Here is a 16,568-nt window from a genome sequence, read left to right as displayed (position 1 = left end):
CGCTTTGGAGTGTATAGCGGACTAACGTCGGACATTGCGCCAAGTGCGAAAAGTACCAGGAACGGCCTTCAACTCTTGACTTGATCATCGCCGTACCCTCGACAACTGCGTCTTGACTATGGCGTAGAGCGCGGTGGCCGCCGGAGTAAGGGTTTCATTCCTGCGGCAAACCAGTGCAATCGTACGATAAAGTACAGGTTCGACGAGCGGCACCTCAATGAGGCCTGTCGTCACCGTCGTTGCGTTCATTGCAGCCGGCAGAATAGCAGCTCCGACGTTTTCCCGCGCGAGCGCGATCGCGCTTGGGGTGCTCTCGACGACGAAACGGCCACGGAGGTTCAAACCCGCCTTGGTCAATTGGGTTTCGACGATGCGACGATTGCCGCTGGATCCTCCTAGCGTGATCAGATCGATGCCTTCCAGATTAGCCCATGTCATCTTTCTGAGCTTTGCAGCGGGATGCGATCGACTGCAAACCAGAACAAACGGGTCCCGCATCAGCATGTCCTCCACCAGATCCGGGTGCGGGTCCTGCTGGATGTGGATACCAAACTCCGCCTGCCCCTGATGGACGGCCTCGGTAACGAGTGCACCGGACCGCTCCAGTAACTGAACACGGTTTTCCGGATACTTTCGCGCATAGCGGCGCAACGCCAATGGCAATTGCCGGAAGGCCACGGATTGCAGGGTCGCGATCTTGACGTCGCCGACGCCGAGCCGGGACGAAGTTCGCAGCCGATCGAGACCATGGACGAGGTCGTCAACGATGCGTCGCGCCAATGGGAGAAAGTCCCTGCCCATCGGACTCAACGCCGTCGAGCGCGTGGTCCGGTCCAGCAGCCGCAATCCGACAAATGCCTCGAGGGATTGAATGCGCCGGGTCAGCGCCGTCTGTGTAATGAAGAGATGCTCGGCGGCGCGATTGAAGCTGCCGAGTTCAGCGACATGAACGAAGGCCTGCACACCATCAATGGGTATTTTCATGCGAAATACTCATAATAAATTGCGATTATTGCATTTTACGCAACCATCGCCCTCCCGCAAGATGATTCGAGACGACCGGGCTGACAACCGGGCGCGCAAATGACCGGTCAGGGAGGGAACGATGACGACCAACGCGGTTGCCGACCCACACGCGGCAACCCGTAGTGCGCCGGCGAACGGGAAGCACCGCGCGAGCGCCCTGCAGCGTCTGATGGAAATCAGGGTCGGCATCATCCCCTTGCCGATCTACGCGCTCCTGGTCGCGTTAATCGCGGCATTCTCCATCAAGGGCAAGATTTCCGGCGAGGTGACGGTGATGATCGCCATCATTGTGGTCGGCGGCTTCACATGCGCCGAGATCGGGCGGCGGATTCCAATCCTGAATGTCATCGGTGGATCGTCCCTGATGACGATCTTCCTGCCATCGTTTCTGGTCGCACATCAGCTTCTTCCGGCGCCGCTCGTCCAGCAGGTGACGACGTTCACCAAGTCGACCAACTTCATTTATCTGTTCATCACCGCTGTCGTCGTTGGGTCGATCCTAAGCATGGACCGGCGCGTCCTTATTCAGGGGTTCGTCAAGATTTTCATCCCACTCGCGGCCGGCTCGGTTGCCGCACTGGCCGTCGGCGGCACGGTCGGTTGGATTTGTGGCATCGGCTTCTGGCGCTCGATACTCTATGTCGTCGTTCCCGTGATGGCCGGCGGCGTCGGTGAAGGCGCCATTCCGCTGTCGATCGGCTACGCCGAAGCACTGGGTCTCAATCAGGGAATCGTGCTCGGTCAAATTCTGCCGCTTGTATTTTTCGGCAACCTGGTCGCTATCATTTGCTGTGGCGCCCTGAAGTCGTTGGGCAAACGACGTGCCGATCTCACCGGGAACGGCCAGCTCCAGCCGGTCGGAAACGGCGCCGCTGATGACATCAGCGAAAGGGCGCATTCGAGCGTCACCAACATCGATGTCGCCACCGTTGCCGCCGGAGGGATCACCGGCATCGCCATCTATGTTTTCGGTACGTTGATCTACAGCCTGATCGGCTTGCCGGCGCCCGTCGCCATGCTGTTCCTGGTGGTCATGGTCAAGCTCCTCAAAGCCGTGCCGGCCTCGCTGGAGGAAGGCGCGCGCGTCGTGTTCCGCTTCTTCGTCACCGCCGTCACCTATCCGCTGCTGTTTTCGACCGCGGTTGCACTGACGCCCTGGCATGAACTGGTCGAGGCGTTTCATCCGGCCAATTTGGTCACGATCATCGCGACCGTGCTGACTTTGACGGCGACCGGATTCTACGTCGGCAAGTGGCTGAAGATGTATCCGATCGAAACCGCGATCGTGAACGCCTGCCACAGCGGCCTCGGGGGCACCGGCGACGTCATGATCCTGACCGCAGCCGAACGCATGGAATTGATGCCGTTCGCACAGGTCGCGACCCGGATCGGTGGCGCCATCACGGTGACGCTTGCGATCATCGCGATAGCTCACTTCAAGATCCTTTGACCAGGCAATATGAAGACAATGACCATGCTGATGCGAAGCAAGCTGTTCGTCCCTGCCTCACGCCCAGAACTATTCGGCAAAGCACTTGCGTCGGCGGCCGACGCCCTGTCGTTCGATCTCGAAGACGCTGTCGCCGAAAGTCAAAAGTCGCAGGCCCGCATCGACCTTGCCGCGTTCCTGCTTGGCCTGCCGTCGACCACAGGCAAGACTATCGTTGTCAGGGTCAATGCGTTTGGCACGCAGGAGTTCGACGCTGACGTGGCCGCGCTTGGCGGTCTCCCCATCGACGTCATCAATCTGCCGATGGCAGAGGATGAAGACGCCGTTGTTCAGGCCATTGCCAGGATCGAACACAGCGAGACGCCGGATCGGCCGCAGCGGGGCGTCAAGGTCCTGCTCAATATCGAAACACCCAGGGGATTGCGCAAAGCTGCAGAACTCGCCGCGGCACATCCGCGGGTGATGGGCTTGCAGGTTGGCTACGCCGATCTACTCGAGCCTTGCGGTATCGGACGGTCCGACAGCGCCGCGGTTGCCCATATCAGGCTCGTAATACGGCTCGCCGCCGCAGAAGCCGGCATTCCCGCCTATGACGGCGCTTTTGCCGCCGTCAAAAACGTTGAAGGCTACCGTGCGGAATGTAGCGCCGCGAAGCAGCACGGCTTTGCCGGCAAGAGCTGCATCCATCCAAGCCAAATCGCCGTCGCCAACCAGATTTTCATGCCAAATTCCGACGAGATCGCCTGGGCCCGAAAGGTTGTGACAGCGGCGGCGGAAGCCGATGCCCGAGGGATCGGCGCCTATCTCGTCGACGGTCACATGATCGACAAGCCGTTCGTCGAGCGCGCCCGCGCCGTTGTCGCCCTGGCCCAACGCACCAAACAGGACTCATGACATGAGCAAATTGCATTCACGCGACTACCAGCCCGATTCGCGTGGCACGCTCGATGGCATCCGAGTTCTCGACATGTCGCGCCTGTTTGCAGGAAACGTGCTGACGCAAATTCTCGGCGACTTCGGTGCCGAGGTGATCAAGATCGAACCGCCGGAAGGCGACACCTTGCGGGCATGGAAAATGGAAGGCATCGAGACACACTGGAAAGTCTACGCGCGAAACAAGAAGAGCCTGTGTCTTTCCCTGCGCGACCCGAAAGCCGTCGAGATCATCCGCAAACTGGTGCCGACCGCGCACATCTTCATCGAGAGTTTTCGGCCCGGCGTGCTGGAAAAGATGGGACTGTCGCCCGAGGCGCTGCATGCGATCAACCCTTCGCTTATCATCATTCGCATCTCCGGCTGGGGACAGGATGGCCCTTATGCGCAACGGCCGGGATTCGGAACCGTGATCGAGGGCGTGTCCGGCTTTGCCGCGATCAACGGATTTGCCGATCGGGAGCCCGTCCTGCCGCCGATGTATCTGGCCGATGGCGTCGCGGGCATCTATGGGGCCTCTGCCGCCATGATCGCGTTGCGCGAAGTGGAAATGAAGGGAGGTCGAGGCCAGACGATCGACCTGCCGCTGCTGGACCCGCTGTTTGCAATTCTCAGTCCGCAGGCGGCCAACTACCGGCTCACCGGCAAGGTGAAGCCGCGCACCGGTAGCCGCTCGACCAATTCGGCGCCGCGCAACGCCTATCGCTGCAGCGACGGCCACTATGTCAGCCTGTCTGGCTCGATCCAGAAGATGGCCGAGCGGCTGTTCCGGGCGATCGGACGTCCCGAACTCGTCGACGATCCGCGCTTCCGCACCAATGCCGATCGGCTGCGACATGCGGATGAACTGGACGCCATCATCGGTGAGTTCATCGGCAGCCGAACGCAAGCGGAAAACGTCGCCTTCTTTGAGAAGGCCGAGGTCACAATTGGTCCGATCTATGACACGCCGCAGATCATGGCAGATCCCCATGTCATCGCGCGCGAGATAATCGCCGACTATCCGGACGCGGAAATGGGCCAGATCCCGATGCATCATGTCGTGCCGCGTCTCGATCAAACTCCCGGATCCATTCGAGCCGCAGCACCCACACTGGGACAACACAATCGCGAATTGCTGCATGAGATCGGGGTGAGTTGCGACGACTACCAGGCCTTGCAGAAGGACGGGGTCGTATGCGGCGGGATGCCGCCCGGTTAATAGCGGTACCTCTGTGACTGCCGAATGCGACCACGATAAATCGAAATAATTGAGCGTAAAACGCCAACACCAAATTTGGTGTACGGACAATCGTCCAGGCAGTGGCCCGCGTCATGGCATCCAAATTGATTGGACAACGACCCCATCCGCTGAGTCACCTCCCTTAGTTGCAGGAGGTGACTGATTCATCTTGCTTGCATTCAATGGTCGCGGTCATCCCAAAACAGGAGGCGGTTCATGATGCAACTCATTACAGCTGACTATTACAGTACGTTTGTCGACGCAGTTACGGAAATGCACCGTCTGCGGTACCGCGTGTTCAAGGAACGACTGGATTGGGACGTTCAGTTCAGTGGCGATATGGAGATTGACGAATTCGATGCACTTCACCCAGCGTATTTGATCCAGCGAGCACACGACAACCGTGTGCAAGGCTGCGTGCGCCTGCTCCCTTCTGCCGGCCCCACCATGCTGCGCGATACTTTTCCCGTGCTATTGGACGGAGCGCCGGCCCCCGATAGTCCGGCCATCTGGGAGAGCAGCCGCTTTGCCCTCGATCTTCCTCCTGACACGCCGAAGGCAACTCACGGCCTAGCAACTGCCACCTACGAACTGTTCGCGGGCATGATCGAGTTTGGTCTGTCGCGACAGCTCACCGAAATCGTCACCGTCACAGACGCGCGAATGGAGCGGATCTTGCGCCGCGCCGGATGGTCCTTGCGGCGGATCGGGAAACCTCGCGCACTGGGCAGCACTCTTGCGGTCGCGGGATATCTCGAGGTTTCAATTGAAAGTCTAGCGCGTGTCCGTGCCGGCGGTGGCCTTCAGGGCCCCGTGCTCTGGGCGCCGGTCGGGCTTGCCGCAGCGTAGACGACGCTAAGGGCAATGATGGCCGTCGAACAGGAACGCTCTCAACGAGGGAGCGGCCCCGTCGCCGCCAAACGCTGCTTGGCGACAGCGAGTCTATTTGCGTCGCAATCTTGAGTATTAGGAAGAAAGTGGTGAAGCACATGGATCACGACTCCAAATCGAAGAATGCGTCCCTTCGTAACGCTGTGGATCTGGTGCATCTCCGATATGCCGTCGCGGCCGCGGATCACGGAAGCTTTCGGCGCGCGGCCGAGGCTCTCCTACTTAAGCAATCGAAGCTGAGCCGTTGCGTTCGCCAGCTTGAAGAACGCATCGGGATGATCGTATTCGACCGACCGAGTGGTGGTGCGCGGGCCACACAAGCGGGCCGCGACTTCCTTCGCATGGCGCGGTCTATTCTAGAACAGATGGACACGCTAACGGCGAGCGCGCACAGCGCGGGCCGCGGCGAAACCGGACGACTTGCGATCGGCTTCTATACTTCCCTGTCGGCCGGCAATCTACGTGCTACGCTAGTCGATTATGCACAACGATTTCCGCACATACAGGCCCGCATGATTGAGAGCTCGCGAACGCGTCTCACCACCGCCCTCCGCAATGGCGCGATAGACGTCGCGATCGTCACAGGACAAACGCCGCTCCTCGACAGCCAAATCATGTCGCTTTGGAGCGAACGCATTGTGGTTGCTTTGCCAGAAATCCATCGACTCGCTGACGGCGAGACCGTCTATTGGACTGATCTGAAGGACGAGACGCTTCTGATTAACCGGCATGATCCCGGACCCGAGATCCAAGACCTCCTCCTCGCCAAGCTTGCCTCACCAGGAGACCGGCCCAAGGCGCTTTTTCATGACACGAGTTTGGGGAATATTATGAGCCTCGTGGGAGCCGGATTCGGTGTTAGCCTTGTGAGGGAATCTGATATTGGCGCCAATTTCTCTGGTCTGATTTATCGAGAACTCCGCGATGGGGTCGGCCCGAGCTGGGTCGGCTATTCAGCGCACTGGAGGACTGACAATGACAATCCCGCCCTGGCTAGTTTTCTGAAGATGCTTGGAAAGCGCTATCCTTCACCTGCCGTTTGATTCCTGCGTCGCGCCCTTGCGAATGCACGGTCCGTTGCCATGAACCGCGCCAGCATCGGAGCGACCAGCTTCAGCGGATCCGGGATTGGCTGTCCGGTTTCGCGCGCAAGTACTTCGGCGTAGGCAAGTAGATCGCGGTGCACGGTTGCGGGGCATTCGACCGTCAGCTTCACAGGCTTGTCGTCCGTGATGGCGCCGAGCTTGAGCTTTGCCATGTTTATGTCCTTACCCTTTGTAAGGCTCGAGCACGAGGTCACGATTGACAATCACACGCACCGGGAAACCAGGCCTGATCGTCAGCGTCGGCTGAATGTTGAGATTGCGCTGAACGACTTTTTGTCCGGTCTGGTTTAAGCTGTCGCTCGATCCGCGGCGGAGCGCCTGGATGATGTCGCCATTGTTGCCAGTATCAGAACCCGCTCCAAGTTCACTACCAACGCCAAGCAACGTGGACAGCAGTGCAGCCTTGAACAATGCGCCCCAGTGATTGTCGACATCATCCTCGAGTCCGGAATAGCCTGCCGTATCAGCGCCCGGTTGACGCTCCAGCACAATTGAACGACCGTTAGGCATGATCAGACGGGTCCAGACCAGCAGCACACGTGACTGACCAAACGAAACCTGGCTATCATAGACGCCGATCAATCGGGTCCCCTGGGGTATGAGAAGGAAGCGCCCGGTCGGGCTGTCAAAAATGCTCTCCGTCACTTGTGCCGTGATTTGCCCGGGGAGATCTGAGCGAATCCCGGTAATCAACGACGCCGGAATAATATTACCAGCCTGCACCACGTAAGATGAAGCCGGTGCCACAATCCTGTCCGGGCTTGTAGTACGCCGGTCGACGGAAGCATTGACGAAGGCAAGTTTGCGATCCTGGCCGTTCTGCGTGAATGTCTCGTCTGCTGCGGATTGAGCTGGTTGGGTTGATTGGCTCGACGTGGCCGCCGCAGCACCAACTGATGCCACCTGACCGGTCAAGGAGGCCAGTTCGCGAATGCTGGTGGAGGCAAACAACTTGCTCAGACGCGCGGCCTCGATCTCCTGCCCTATGCGCTGTTGCTCCCCATCAACCGAAGGGATCGCCCCCGAAGGCGCATTTTGCGCGTTCAGCATTGGACGACCAAGATCGCCGGGTAGCGCGGGTCCAAGCGGCGGGGCCTGGCGGGGCACACCGGCATAGTCTCGCGGGAGGCCGCTCAGTCCGTCAGCCACATTGTGATGATCGGTGGTGTACAGCTCTGACGGCGCGGATGTGCGCGACCGATGGTTCTGCAGCGCCCAAAGTACGGCCCCGCAGATCGCAAGCGATCCGATCGCAGCCCCTCCAGCTAGGACTTTTCGGGAGAGCCTGGTGACGCGGGGGCGCTCCGCGCGCAAACGCATCGATGCCGCCCGGTCTGGCTCGTTGTCACGTCCCGGTCGAATGTCGTGTTCCGGCTCCAGACTCACCGCAGCCTCCCGTCGGTGCGGCTAATGCGGACGGTCTGCTGATGTTCACCTCCCATGCGGAGTTCAGCCGCGGCGAACAGTCGGTCCACAATGTAATAGTTCTGCCTCACGCGATAATTGACGAGCTGACCATCCCCCTCCGGCCCGATGACGAACAATGGCGGCGCCTCTCCCTGTGCAATCCCGCTCGGCATCTCGATGTAGACCTTGGATCCGTCGTCGAAAGCAGAGACCGGACGCCAGGGTGGGTTGTCGCCTTCAATCGCGTAGCGGAACCGCAGTCGCGAGATATCGACGCCCTCAACAATGGGTGTTGCGGCCTCAGCACTCGCGTTCTGACGGCGCAGCGCGATCAGTTGGTCCTGCGCATATTGCCAAGATACCGACGCCATGTAGGTCTTCTCTGCAGAGCGAATCTCGAGAAGATAGGTACGCCGGTCGGTATTGATCACGAGATTGGAGACGAGGTCAGGTCGCGTCGGTTTGACCAGGATGTGAATGCGCTTGGTCGGACCTGCCCCACTCTCGGTGTCGCCGATGATCCAGCGCACCGTATCCCCGGCCGCAACCGGGCCGGACCCGACCAGTTGCTCGCCCTCCTGCAAGGCGACATCAGTCACTTGCCCTGGCGCCGCATAAACCTGATAGAGCGCGCCCGGCGAGAAGGGATAGACCTGCACTGCGTTGATGTAGCCATTACGGGTCGGCTGCACCCGGGCTGCGGCGTTGGCCTTTTCGACACGTTTGCGCGGATCGCCAGATTCTGGCTTCGAAGGCGCGCCATGCAGCGGCTTGAGCTGGCCAGGAAGCGGCAGCAGCTTTGGTAATTCGACGACCTCGACCGGCTTGGGCGGATCGGCTGATAGCACGGCCGGCTCTGCGTCGTCGTAGGAGATCTGCGGTGGGGGTTTTAACGGAACAGCGCAGCCGGCAAGCGCGGAAACTGAAAACAGCAGAACCGGCAATGCGGTTTTGCGAATGGAAGATGATCTCATTGCCCCAGCTCCTTCGACCAGTTGATGGCGTTGACGTAGACCCCAAGAGGATTCTTGCGCAGACGATCGGCATCTCGCGGCGTATCGATCACGACGGTAAGGATCGCGGTCCAGCGCTCGGTCGCGTTCAAGCTACCGTTCTCGTAAGAGCGTTGGATCCATGCGACGCGGAACGAGATCGGTGAAGCGCGGATGACGCTGGCGACCTCGATGGAGATCTGCAGCTTACCCAGGTTGGCAAAGGGATCGTTGGTGCGCGCATAATCGTTGAGGGCAGCGGCGCCGCGGTCCGTGGTAAAGTCATAGGCCCGCAGCCAGTCCTGGCGCAGCACGATGCCGTCGGCTGGCAATCCGCGTACGTCCTCGATAAAGCGCGCCAGGTGGAACGCGATCTCCGGATCGGTCGGCTGATAGCTGCCGTCGGCCGGCGCCACAGCCTGGGCCTGACCGAGGTGATCGACCTGAACTACCCAGGGCGTCACCGTGCCGCGAAGGGATTGCCAAACGAGACCTGACGCCAGACCGCCGGATAGCATCAGACAACCAAACGCCATTAATCGCCAGTTCTTGGCCTGAACGCGGGCCGAGCCGATGCGCTCATCCCAGACTTGTGCCGCCTTCTGATAAGGAGTTTCGGGTTCAGGCATACGCCCGTAGCGAATGGATGGACGTTTGAACATCAGCTTTCACCTTCGGAGAGATCGACGGACGAGCCGCCACCCGCATGATCGCCGGAGCGAACGGAATGGGTTGCCGCGGAGGCGCCATGGCTCATGGTCTGCGCGCGCTTCATGCGCGTTGCCCACGGTGGCGGCCCGCTGGCAGAAGGTGACCCCTTGGAGGCTGCACCCTGCCCTTGCGTAACCGCACTCGACATTGCTCCTGCAGTACGAGGGAGAGGGCTCGCGGTATTTGAAGCTGCAGCGACAACTGACGCACTGCCTCTGCTAGCACCAGCCAGTGCTCCGCCTGCTGCTCCCGCAGCGAGCCCGGCACCAGCCACGCCCGCGGCAACCACGCCACCCGCAGCGACGCCCGTACCAATTGCGGCGCCAGCGCCGAGTTGCGGACCTCCGGAGACGATGCCGTTGGCGATACCGGGGCCGAAAATGCCGAGGCCCAACAGAGAAAGCGCTGCCAGCACCATGGACATGGCACTTTCGATGGTCGGCTGATTGCCCCCGAATCCCGTTGTAAACTGAGAGAATAAAGTCGAGCCGATACCGACGATGACGGCGAGCACCAGAACTTTGACACCCGACGAGATCACGTTGCCGAGCACACGTTCGGCGGCGAACGCCGTCTTGCCGAACAGGCCGAACGGGATCAGCACGAATCCCGCCAATGTCGTCAGCTTGAACTCGATGAGGGTCACGAAGAGCTGGATCGCCAGGATGAAGAAGGCCAAAAGCACGGCGATCCAGGCGAACAGCAGCACCACGATCTGCACGAAGTTCTCGAAAAAGCTGATGTATCCCATCAAGCCGGAGATCGAATCGAGGATCGGACGTCCGGCGTCGATGCCTACTTGTGCGACACGACCAGGGCTCAGGAAATCCGAGGTAGACATGCCGGTACCGGACGCCTTGAGACCAAGCCCGGCAAAACTCTCGAAGACAATGCGGGCTAGATTGTTCCAGTTGCCGATCAGGTAAGCGAACACGCCGACGAACAGCGTCTTCTTCGCCAGCCGCGCAATGATGTCCTCATCCGGAGCCCAGCTCCAGAATATGGCCGCGAGAGTGATGTCGATCGCCGCAAGCGTTGTGGCGAGGAATGCCACCTCACCGCTGAGCAACCCGAATCCAGAATCGATATAATTGGTGAAAACCGAGAGAAAGTTATCGATAACGCCGGTGCCGCCCATCAGTGTGCCTCACCCTGCTGAGGTCCGGCTTCGCGTGGCACGACCCGGTCCTGGTTCTTCACGGGCGCGGCGGGCGCCTTCAGGACCGGGGCGGCCGGCGACTGCGGAGATGTCGCCGACCCAAAGAATTGACGACGGTTCTCGGCCCACGTCCGCCGGCAGGCCTCGATCGCGGCGGTTTCATCGGATGTGATCGTTCGGCAGCGGGCGAGTTCTTCGACGAGCGTCTCCGCGTCGCCGTGCTCAGGTGGTGCAAGAACGACGGCCTGTTCGCCATGCCGGCTCCGCACGATCGTTAACGCGACGATCAGCACGACAAAGCCGACGGCTGCGATCCGCACGAACTGACGAGGTGTGAGGTGCGACATCATTAGTGGAACATCTGAATAGTGGTGGGCTGATAGCCGACGCCAGGTATGAGGAAGCGGCGGAGCTGTTCCCTGCCCTGATCCTGCGCGGTGGTACGCTGGGCGGCTTCCAGACTCTGCGCCCGCCCTTGAGCTGCAACAGCCGCAGTGAGGTCAGCGAGTTGCTGGGCCTGCAGCGCGACGAGCTGATTGCCAGCCTGCGTTGCCTGGAGGGCGCCGGTGGCCGATTGACTCGACGTCACCAGCGCCGACATCTGGGTACGATTGGTGTCGAGATTTCCGACAACACCGGCTTGAACCTTGAGTGCGTCCTGAAGCGCGGCGACTGACGTCTGCCAGCGCGACTGCGCGTTTGATATCAGCGTCTGGTTGGAGAGGGACGCCGATGCCGGCGCGTAAGTCGTGGAAAACGCGTTGTTGATCTGCCCGACGTCGTACGCGATCCGCTGCGCCTGGTTCAGAAGCTGTTGGGTGCGCTGGATTGATTGCTGAAGCTGTTGCAATGACGAGAACGGTAGGTTGGCGAGGTTCCTCGCCTGGTTGATCAGGGACTGCGCCTGATTCTGCAGCGACGTGATCTGATTATTGATGTGCTGCAACGCGCGAGCGGCCGTCAGCACGTTCTGCGCATAGTTGCTGGGATCGAACACCACGACCTGCGCCGAAGACGGCTTACCCACTGAGACGATCGAGAGCGCGATAGCCGACGCCATCACAAGATGACGGATCCTCATGACAATGATCCTCCAGCCGAGAGATTTGGGATGATTTCGGCAGCCCACCCGACGCCGCGGTGAGCAAGCCAGCCCGCAACGAAACTGTCGCGGCCATGTTCGGCGAGGACCTTTTCGATCGCGGCCTGATCCGATTTGGATGAGGCGGCGGTAAAGGCCAGCGCGACCTTGCCGAGACCGAGCTCGAACAACCGGTTGCCGCGCCGCGACTGGCAGTAGTAATCGCGCTTCGGCGTTGCCCGGGCGAGGATCTCGATCTGACGGTCGTTCAAGCCGAAGCGGCGGTAGATTGCGGTAATCTGCGGCTCGATCGCCCGCTCATTCGGCAGGAACAGGCGCGTCGGGCAGCTTTCGATGATGGCGGGAGCGATGGCCGAACCGTCGATGTCCGACAGAGATTGCGTGGCAAAAATGACCGCCGCATTCTTCTTGCGCAGCGTCTTCAGCCATTCACGGAGCTGTCCAGCGAAGCCTTTATCATCGAGCGCAAGCCAGCCTTCGTCGATGATCAACATGGTCGGCCGGCCATCGAGGCGTCCCTCAATCCGATGGAAGAGATAGGCGAGAACCGCGGGCGCTGCAGCGGTCCCAATCAGGCCCTCGGTTTCGAACGCCTGGACTTCGGCCTCGCCCAACCGTTCGGCCTCGGCATCGAGCAGGCGGCCGTAGGGGCCACCCAAGCAATAAGGTTGTAGCGCCCGCTTCAGTCCCTGTGATTGCAGCAAGACCGATAGACCGGTCAGCGTGCGCTCGGCGATTGGTGCAGAAGCAAGTGATGACAGCGCAGACCAGAGATGATCTTTTGCTTCCGGCGTGATGCTGATCTTTTCCCGCTCGAGGATGTTTGCGATCCACTCCGCTGCCCAGCCGCGTTCCGCCGCATCGTCGATCAACGCCAGGGGCTGGAGCGCAACCGGCTCGCTCGCATCGTCAGACAATGCGCCACCGAGATCGTGCCAATCGCCATTCATCGCGAGCGCGGCCGCACGGATCGAGCCACCGAAGTCGAACGCAAATACTTGGGCACCCGCATAACGCCGGAATTGCATCGCCATCAGCGCTAACAGTACCGATTTGCCCGCGCCGGTAGGACCCACCACCAGCGTATGTCCGACATCGCCGACATGCAGCGAGAATCGGAACGGTGTTGAACCCTCGGTCTTGCCGAATAACAGAGGCGGTGCATCGAAATGCTCGTCACGCACAGGCCCGGCCCAAACCGCCGACAGCGGGATCATGTGGGCAAGATTCAGTGTCGAGACCGGGGGTTGGCGCACGTTGGCGTAGGCGTGTCCCGGAAGCGACCCGAGCCAGGCTTCCACGGCGTTGACGCTTTCCGCCATGCAGGTGAAGTCACGCCCCTGGATGACTTTCTCAACCAAACGGAGCTTTTCGTCGGCAACCCGAGGGTCAACATCCCATACCGTCACGGTCGCTGTGACGAACGCCTGCCCGATCGCGTCTGATCCGAGCTCCTGCAGGGCCGCATCGGCGTCCATGGCTTTGTTATGGGCATCGGTGTCGACGAGCGCGGAGGCCTCGTTGGTCATCACCTCCTTGAGGATCGCGGCGATCGATTTGCGCTTGGCAAACCACTGCCGCCTGATCTTGACGAGCAGCCTGGTCGCGTCGGTCTTGTCGAGCATGATCGCCCGGGTCGACCACCGATAGGCGAAGGCCAGCCGATTGAGTTCGTCCAGAATCCCCGGCGTCGTGGCGGTCGGGAACCCGACGAGGGTGAGAACACGCAGATGCTTATCACCGAGCGACGGCTCAAGACCTCCAGTCAGCGGCTGGTCCGCCAGCAATGCATCGAGATACATCGGGATCTCGGGCACGCGAACGCGCTGGCGGTTGGTCGAGACGGTTGAATGCAGGTAGGTCAGCGTTTGCGTGTCATCGAGCCACCGGATCTCGGGCATGAAGCCCTCGACGAGTTGGAGAACGCGGTCGGTGCGATCGATAAAGCCGCGCAAAACCTCGCGGGCATCCGCGCCTTCTTGACGATCGCGTCCTTCGTAAAGAAAGCGCTCGGCCCGGGCGGCATCTTCGGGTGGCGGGAGATAAAGGAAGGTCAAAAAATAGCTCGACTCGTAGTGGGCGCCCTCCTCCTCGAATTCTTCACGGCGTTCCAGGTCAACCAGCGCCGATGCCACATCCGGAAATTGACCCTCGGGGTACCGGCCGGCGGCATGACGCTGCGCTTCGACGAAAACCGCCCAGCCCGAACCGAGCCGTCGGAACGCGTTGTTCAAGCGGCCGGCGACGCCGACCAGTTCGGCCGGCACCGCGGAATCCAGATCCGGCCCGCGAAACTTAGCGGTGCGTTGGAACGAGCCGTCCTTATTGAGGACGACCCCTTCATCGACCAGTGCGGCCCAGGGCAGGAAATCTGCCAGCTGCGTGGTCGAGCGGCGGTATTCTGCGAGGTTCATCATCGTTCAAATCCCCAAATGACCGGCGATGCGAAGGTGCCGGCGCACCACGTCGACAAATTGTGGATCTCGCTTCGCGGCCCACACCGCCGCGGCCTGCCCCATCACTCCCAACAGGATTCCAGCGATCCACAGCCGCAGACCGAGACCGAGTGCTGCCGCCAGCGTGCCATTGAGGATGGCGACCGCACGCGGCGCGCCGCCAAGCAGGATCGGTTCGGTCAGGGCGCGATGCACCGGTACGCTGTAGCCAAGGATCGGTTCGGAGCCTTCCATCACACCAGCACTCCGCCACCGAAGGAGAAGAACGACAGGAAGAAGGAGCTCGCCGCGAATGCGATCGACAGACCGAACACGATCTGGATCAGCCGCCGGAAACCGCCCGACGTATCGCCAAAGGCCAATGAGAGGCCGGTGACGATGATGATGATCACAGCCATGATCTTGGCGACCGGACCTTCGACCGATTGCAGGATTTGATTGAGGGGCTGCTCCCACGGCATGTTCGAACCGGCCGCCCAGGCAGGAATTGACGCCATAGCGATGGTGCAGGTGATTACCGCCGTTGCGGCACAGCGATAGATACGACGAAGTTCTTGGGTCATGGTTGATCTCCGGCAGCGTGAAGGACGTAGTCGCTATTCGGTCCAAGCCCCTCGACGCGGGCGAGTTCGGCGAGACGACGGTTGGAACCGCGGCCGGCCAGTACGGCGATGAATTGAATGGTCTCGGCGATGAGCGCGCGGGGTACGGTGACGACCGCTTCCTGAATCAGTTGCTCCATCCTGCGGAGCGCGCCCAGTGCAGAGCCCGCATGGATGGTGCCGACGCCACCTGGATGCCCGGTGCCCCAGGCCTTCAGCAGATCGAGTGCTTCCGCACCGCGCACTTCGCCGATCGGAATGCGATCCGGCCGCAACCGCAGCGCTGAGCGGACCAGATCGGAAAGTGAGACGACGCCGTCCTTGGTGCGCAGCGCAACAAGGTTCGGGGCCTTGCATTGGAGCTCACGGGTGTCCTCGATCAGTACGACCCGATCGGTGGTCTTTGCGACCTCCGCCAGCAGCGCATTGGTGAGTGTGGTCTTGCCGGTCGAGGTGCCGCCGGCCACCAGGATATTGCGGCGATCGGCAACGGCTGTGCGCAATGCTTCGGCCTGGCCCGCACGCATGATGCCGGCGGCGACATAGTTATCGAGGGTGAAGACCGCGACCGCGGGTTTGCGGATTGCGAAGGCCGGCGCCGCCACGACCGGTGGGAGCAAGCCCTCAAACCGCTCGCCGGTTTCGGGTAACTCAGCCGAAACGCGCGGTGAACCCGGGTGCACCTCGGCACCAACATGGTGCGCCACGAGACGCACGATGCGCTCGCCATCATTTGGCGACAAACGTTCGCCGGTATCCACGAGACCACCCGCCAACCGATCGATCCAGAGCCGACCGTCGGGATTAAGCATGACCTCGACGACCTCAGGATCTTCCAGGAACAGCGCAATGGCTGGACCAAGTGCTGTGCGCAGCATGCGCGCGCCACGCGAGGTTGCTTCTTGATTGAGATGATGGATTGCCACTTGTGCCCCCCAGCGTGGCGACCGCGAGGTGCGGTCGTGATGTCGGGGATGAGTAGAAGAGGCAGGAAGTGTGATCGCGCAACAAGATCAGATCGGGCGTAGTGCTCTGGCGTAGAAAGGCAGGGGAACGGCGGTATCGCCTAAGAGGAACTATCTGTTCGGTCTGAGGCGCCTTCCATAGGAATCAGCTCTTGCGATATTTCCTGAGCCAGGCTTTGGCCCTTGGCCAGCCGTCGCCCGAGCGCCTCGACAAAGCCCTCATAACGCTCGCGGCCCTTGGCCTGGGCGGCCGGCTGCGCCGTATCGGGCAACGGTGGCGTGACCGAGAGCCAGAAGCGCACAAAGAGCGCTAATGCTTCGTTCGAGATCGTGACGTGTCGTTCCAGACGTTCGACCTGTCGCGTCAAGCGATCAAGCCTGCGGCCGAGCGCCGCCTCCATCCGCTCTGAATTGTCCGGCGACAGATACGAGGAGAGCGCCGTTTCAACCACCAGCGCCTGCGGCACGCGCTTGCGATCGGCGTAATCGGCGAGTTGTCGAGCGAGATCCGGTGGCAAGCGAAAGGTATGCTTGGTTCGCATTTGC

At 61.0% G+C, this 16,568-nt stretch carries 18 protein-coding genes; 5 read left to right on the top strand and 13 right to left on the bottom strand.

Features of this window, described 5'->3' with window-relative positions:
- Nucleotides 1–84: 84 nt before the first annotated feature.
- Nucleotides 85–984 carry a LysR family transcriptional regulator gene (locus tag UB31_RS28135; RefSeq protein ID WP_045013219.1) on the bottom strand — a complete coding sequence of 300 codons (900 nt, stop codon included), beginning with the start codon at nt 982–984 and terminating at the stop codon, nt 85–87.
- Between the two features lie 121 nt (nt 985–1,105).
- On the opposite strand from UB31_RS28135, the gene UB31_RS28130 reads away from it, so the two are divergent.
- From UB31_RS28130 to UB31_RS28110, 5 genes are all read left to right on the top strand, one after another.
- A complete protein-coding gene (locus UB31_RS28130; protein ID WP_045013218.1) occupies nt 1,106–2,476 on the top strand; it encodes a 2-hydroxycarboxylate transporter family protein in 1,371 nt (456 codons plus the stop codon).
- An 18-nt stretch (nt 2,477–2,494) separates the two neighbouring features.
- Complete coding sequence (locus tag UB31_RS28125) at nt 2,495–3,370, top strand: HpcH/HpaI aldolase/citrate lyase family protein (RefSeq protein ID WP_245306081.1); 876 nt, start codon at nt 2,495–2,497, stop codon at nt 3,368–3,370.
- A gap of 1 nt (nt 3,371) precedes the next feature.
- Nucleotides 3,372–4,610, top strand: a complete 1,239-nt coding sequence (locus tag UB31_RS28120; RefSeq protein WP_045013217.1) for a CaiB/BaiF CoA transferase family protein — start codon at nt 3,372–3,374, stop codon at nt 4,608–4,610.
- A gap of 237 nt (nt 4,611–4,847) precedes the next feature.
- A complete protein-coding gene (locus UB31_RS28115) occupies nt 4,848–5,480 on the top strand; it encodes an acyl-homoserine-lactone synthase (protein ID WP_045013216.1) in 633 nt (210 codons plus the stop codon).
- Between the two features lie 140 nt (nt 5,481–5,620).
- The gene (locus UB31_RS28110; protein ID WP_045013308.1) at nt 5,621–6,565 is read left to right on the top strand and encodes a LysR family transcriptional regulator; all 945 of its coding nucleotides are present in this window, start codon (nt 5,621–5,623) and stop codon (nt 6,563–6,565) included.
- Here UB31_RS28110 and UB31_RS28105 read toward each other — a convergent pair.
- From UB31_RS28105 to UB31_RS28050, 12 genes are all read right to left on the bottom strand, one after another.
- Nucleotides 6,544–6,780 (bottom strand): DUF2274 domain-containing protein, encoded by a 237-nt coding sequence (locus UB31_RS28105; RefSeq protein ID WP_045013215.1) that lies wholly within the window; start codon nt 6,778–6,780, stop codon nt 6,544–6,546. The two genes, UB31_RS28110 and UB31_RS28105, sit on opposite strands and share 22 nt — an antisense overlap.
- Nucleotides 6,781–6,790: 10 nt before the next feature.
- Nucleotides 6,791–7,948: a TraB/TrbI/VirB10 family type IV secretion system protein gene (locus tag UB31_RS28100; RefSeq protein ID WP_082078652.1), complete on the bottom strand. Its 1,158-nt coding sequence runs from the start codon at nt 7,946–7,948 to the stop codon at nt 6,791–6,793.
- A 62-nt stretch (nt 7,949–8,010) separates the two neighbouring features.
- Nucleotides 8,011–9,009: a P-type conjugative transfer protein TrbG gene (gene trbG / locus UB31_RS28095; protein ID WP_045013213.1), complete on the bottom strand. Its 999-nt coding sequence runs from the start codon at nt 9,007–9,009 to the stop codon at nt 8,011–8,013.
- Nucleotides 9,006–9,689 (bottom strand): conjugal transfer protein TrbF, encoded by a 684-nt coding sequence (gene trbF, locus UB31_RS28090; protein ID WP_045013212.1) that lies wholly within the window; start codon nt 9,687–9,689, stop codon nt 9,006–9,008. The genes trbG and trbF overlap by 4 nt, the downstream gene beginning before the upstream one ends.
- The gene (gene trbL, locus UB31_RS28085; protein ID WP_045013211.1) at nt 9,689–10,876 is read right to left on the bottom strand and encodes a P-type conjugative transfer protein TrbL; all 1,188 of its coding nucleotides are present in this window, start codon (nt 10,874–10,876) and stop codon (nt 9,689–9,691) included. Before trbL ends, trbF begins: the two co-directional genes overlap by 1 nt.
- Nucleotides 10,876–11,247 (bottom strand): putative entry exclusion protein TrbK-alt, encoded by a 372-nt coding sequence (gene trbK-alt, locus UB31_RS28080; RefSeq protein ID WP_050044853.1) that lies wholly within the window; start codon nt 11,245–11,247, stop codon nt 10,876–10,878. The genes trbL and trbK-alt overlap by 1 nt, the downstream gene beginning before the upstream one ends.
- Complete coding sequence (gene trbJ, locus UB31_RS28075) at nt 11,247–11,978, bottom strand: P-type conjugative transfer protein TrbJ (protein ID WP_045013210.1); 732 nt, start codon at nt 11,976–11,978, stop codon at nt 11,247–11,249. The genes trbK-alt and trbJ overlap by 1 nt, the downstream gene beginning before the upstream one ends.
- Nucleotides 11,975–14,416 carry a conjugal transfer protein TrbE gene (trbE, locus tag UB31_RS28070; RefSeq protein ID WP_045013209.1) on the bottom strand — a complete coding sequence of 814 codons (2,442 nt, stop codon included), beginning with the start codon at nt 14,414–14,416 and terminating at the stop codon, nt 11,975–11,977. Before trbE ends, trbJ begins: the two co-directional genes overlap by 4 nt.
- 3 nt (nt 14,417–14,419) lie before the next feature.
- A complete protein-coding gene (locus UB31_RS28065; protein WP_045013208.1) occupies nt 14,420–14,689 on the bottom strand; it encodes a VirB3 family type IV secretion system protein in 270 nt (89 codons plus the stop codon).
- Nucleotides 14,689–14,952: a TrbC/VirB2 family type IV secretion system protein gene (locus tag UB31_RS28060; protein ID WP_502691289.1), complete on the bottom strand. Its 264-nt coding sequence runs from the start codon at nt 14,950–14,952 to the stop codon at nt 14,689–14,691. Before UB31_RS28060 ends, UB31_RS28065 begins: the two co-directional genes overlap by 1 nt.
- A gap of 62 nt (nt 14,953–15,014) precedes the next feature.
- Nucleotides 15,015–15,935 (bottom strand): P-type conjugative transfer ATPase TrbB, encoded by a 921-nt coding sequence (gene trbB / locus UB31_RS28055; protein ID WP_045013206.1) that lies wholly within the window; start codon nt 15,933–15,935, stop codon nt 15,015–15,017.
- Nucleotides 15,936–16,123: 188 nt separating this feature from the next.
- Nucleotides 16,124–16,564 (bottom strand): CopG family transcriptional regulator, encoded by a 441-nt coding sequence (locus tag UB31_RS28050; protein ID WP_045013205.1) that lies wholly within the window; start codon nt 16,562–16,564, stop codon nt 16,124–16,126.
- Nucleotides 16,565–16,568 lie beyond the last annotated feature (4 nt).

The sequence above is a fragment of the Bradyrhizobium sp. LTSP849 genome (assembly GCF_000938255.1).
Lineage (GTDB): Bacteria > Pseudomonadota > Alphaproteobacteria > Rhizobiales > Xanthobacteraceae > Bradyrhizobium.
Note: the sequence above shows the minus strand (reverse complement) of the source record. Positions and strands in the feature narration are given on the sequence as shown.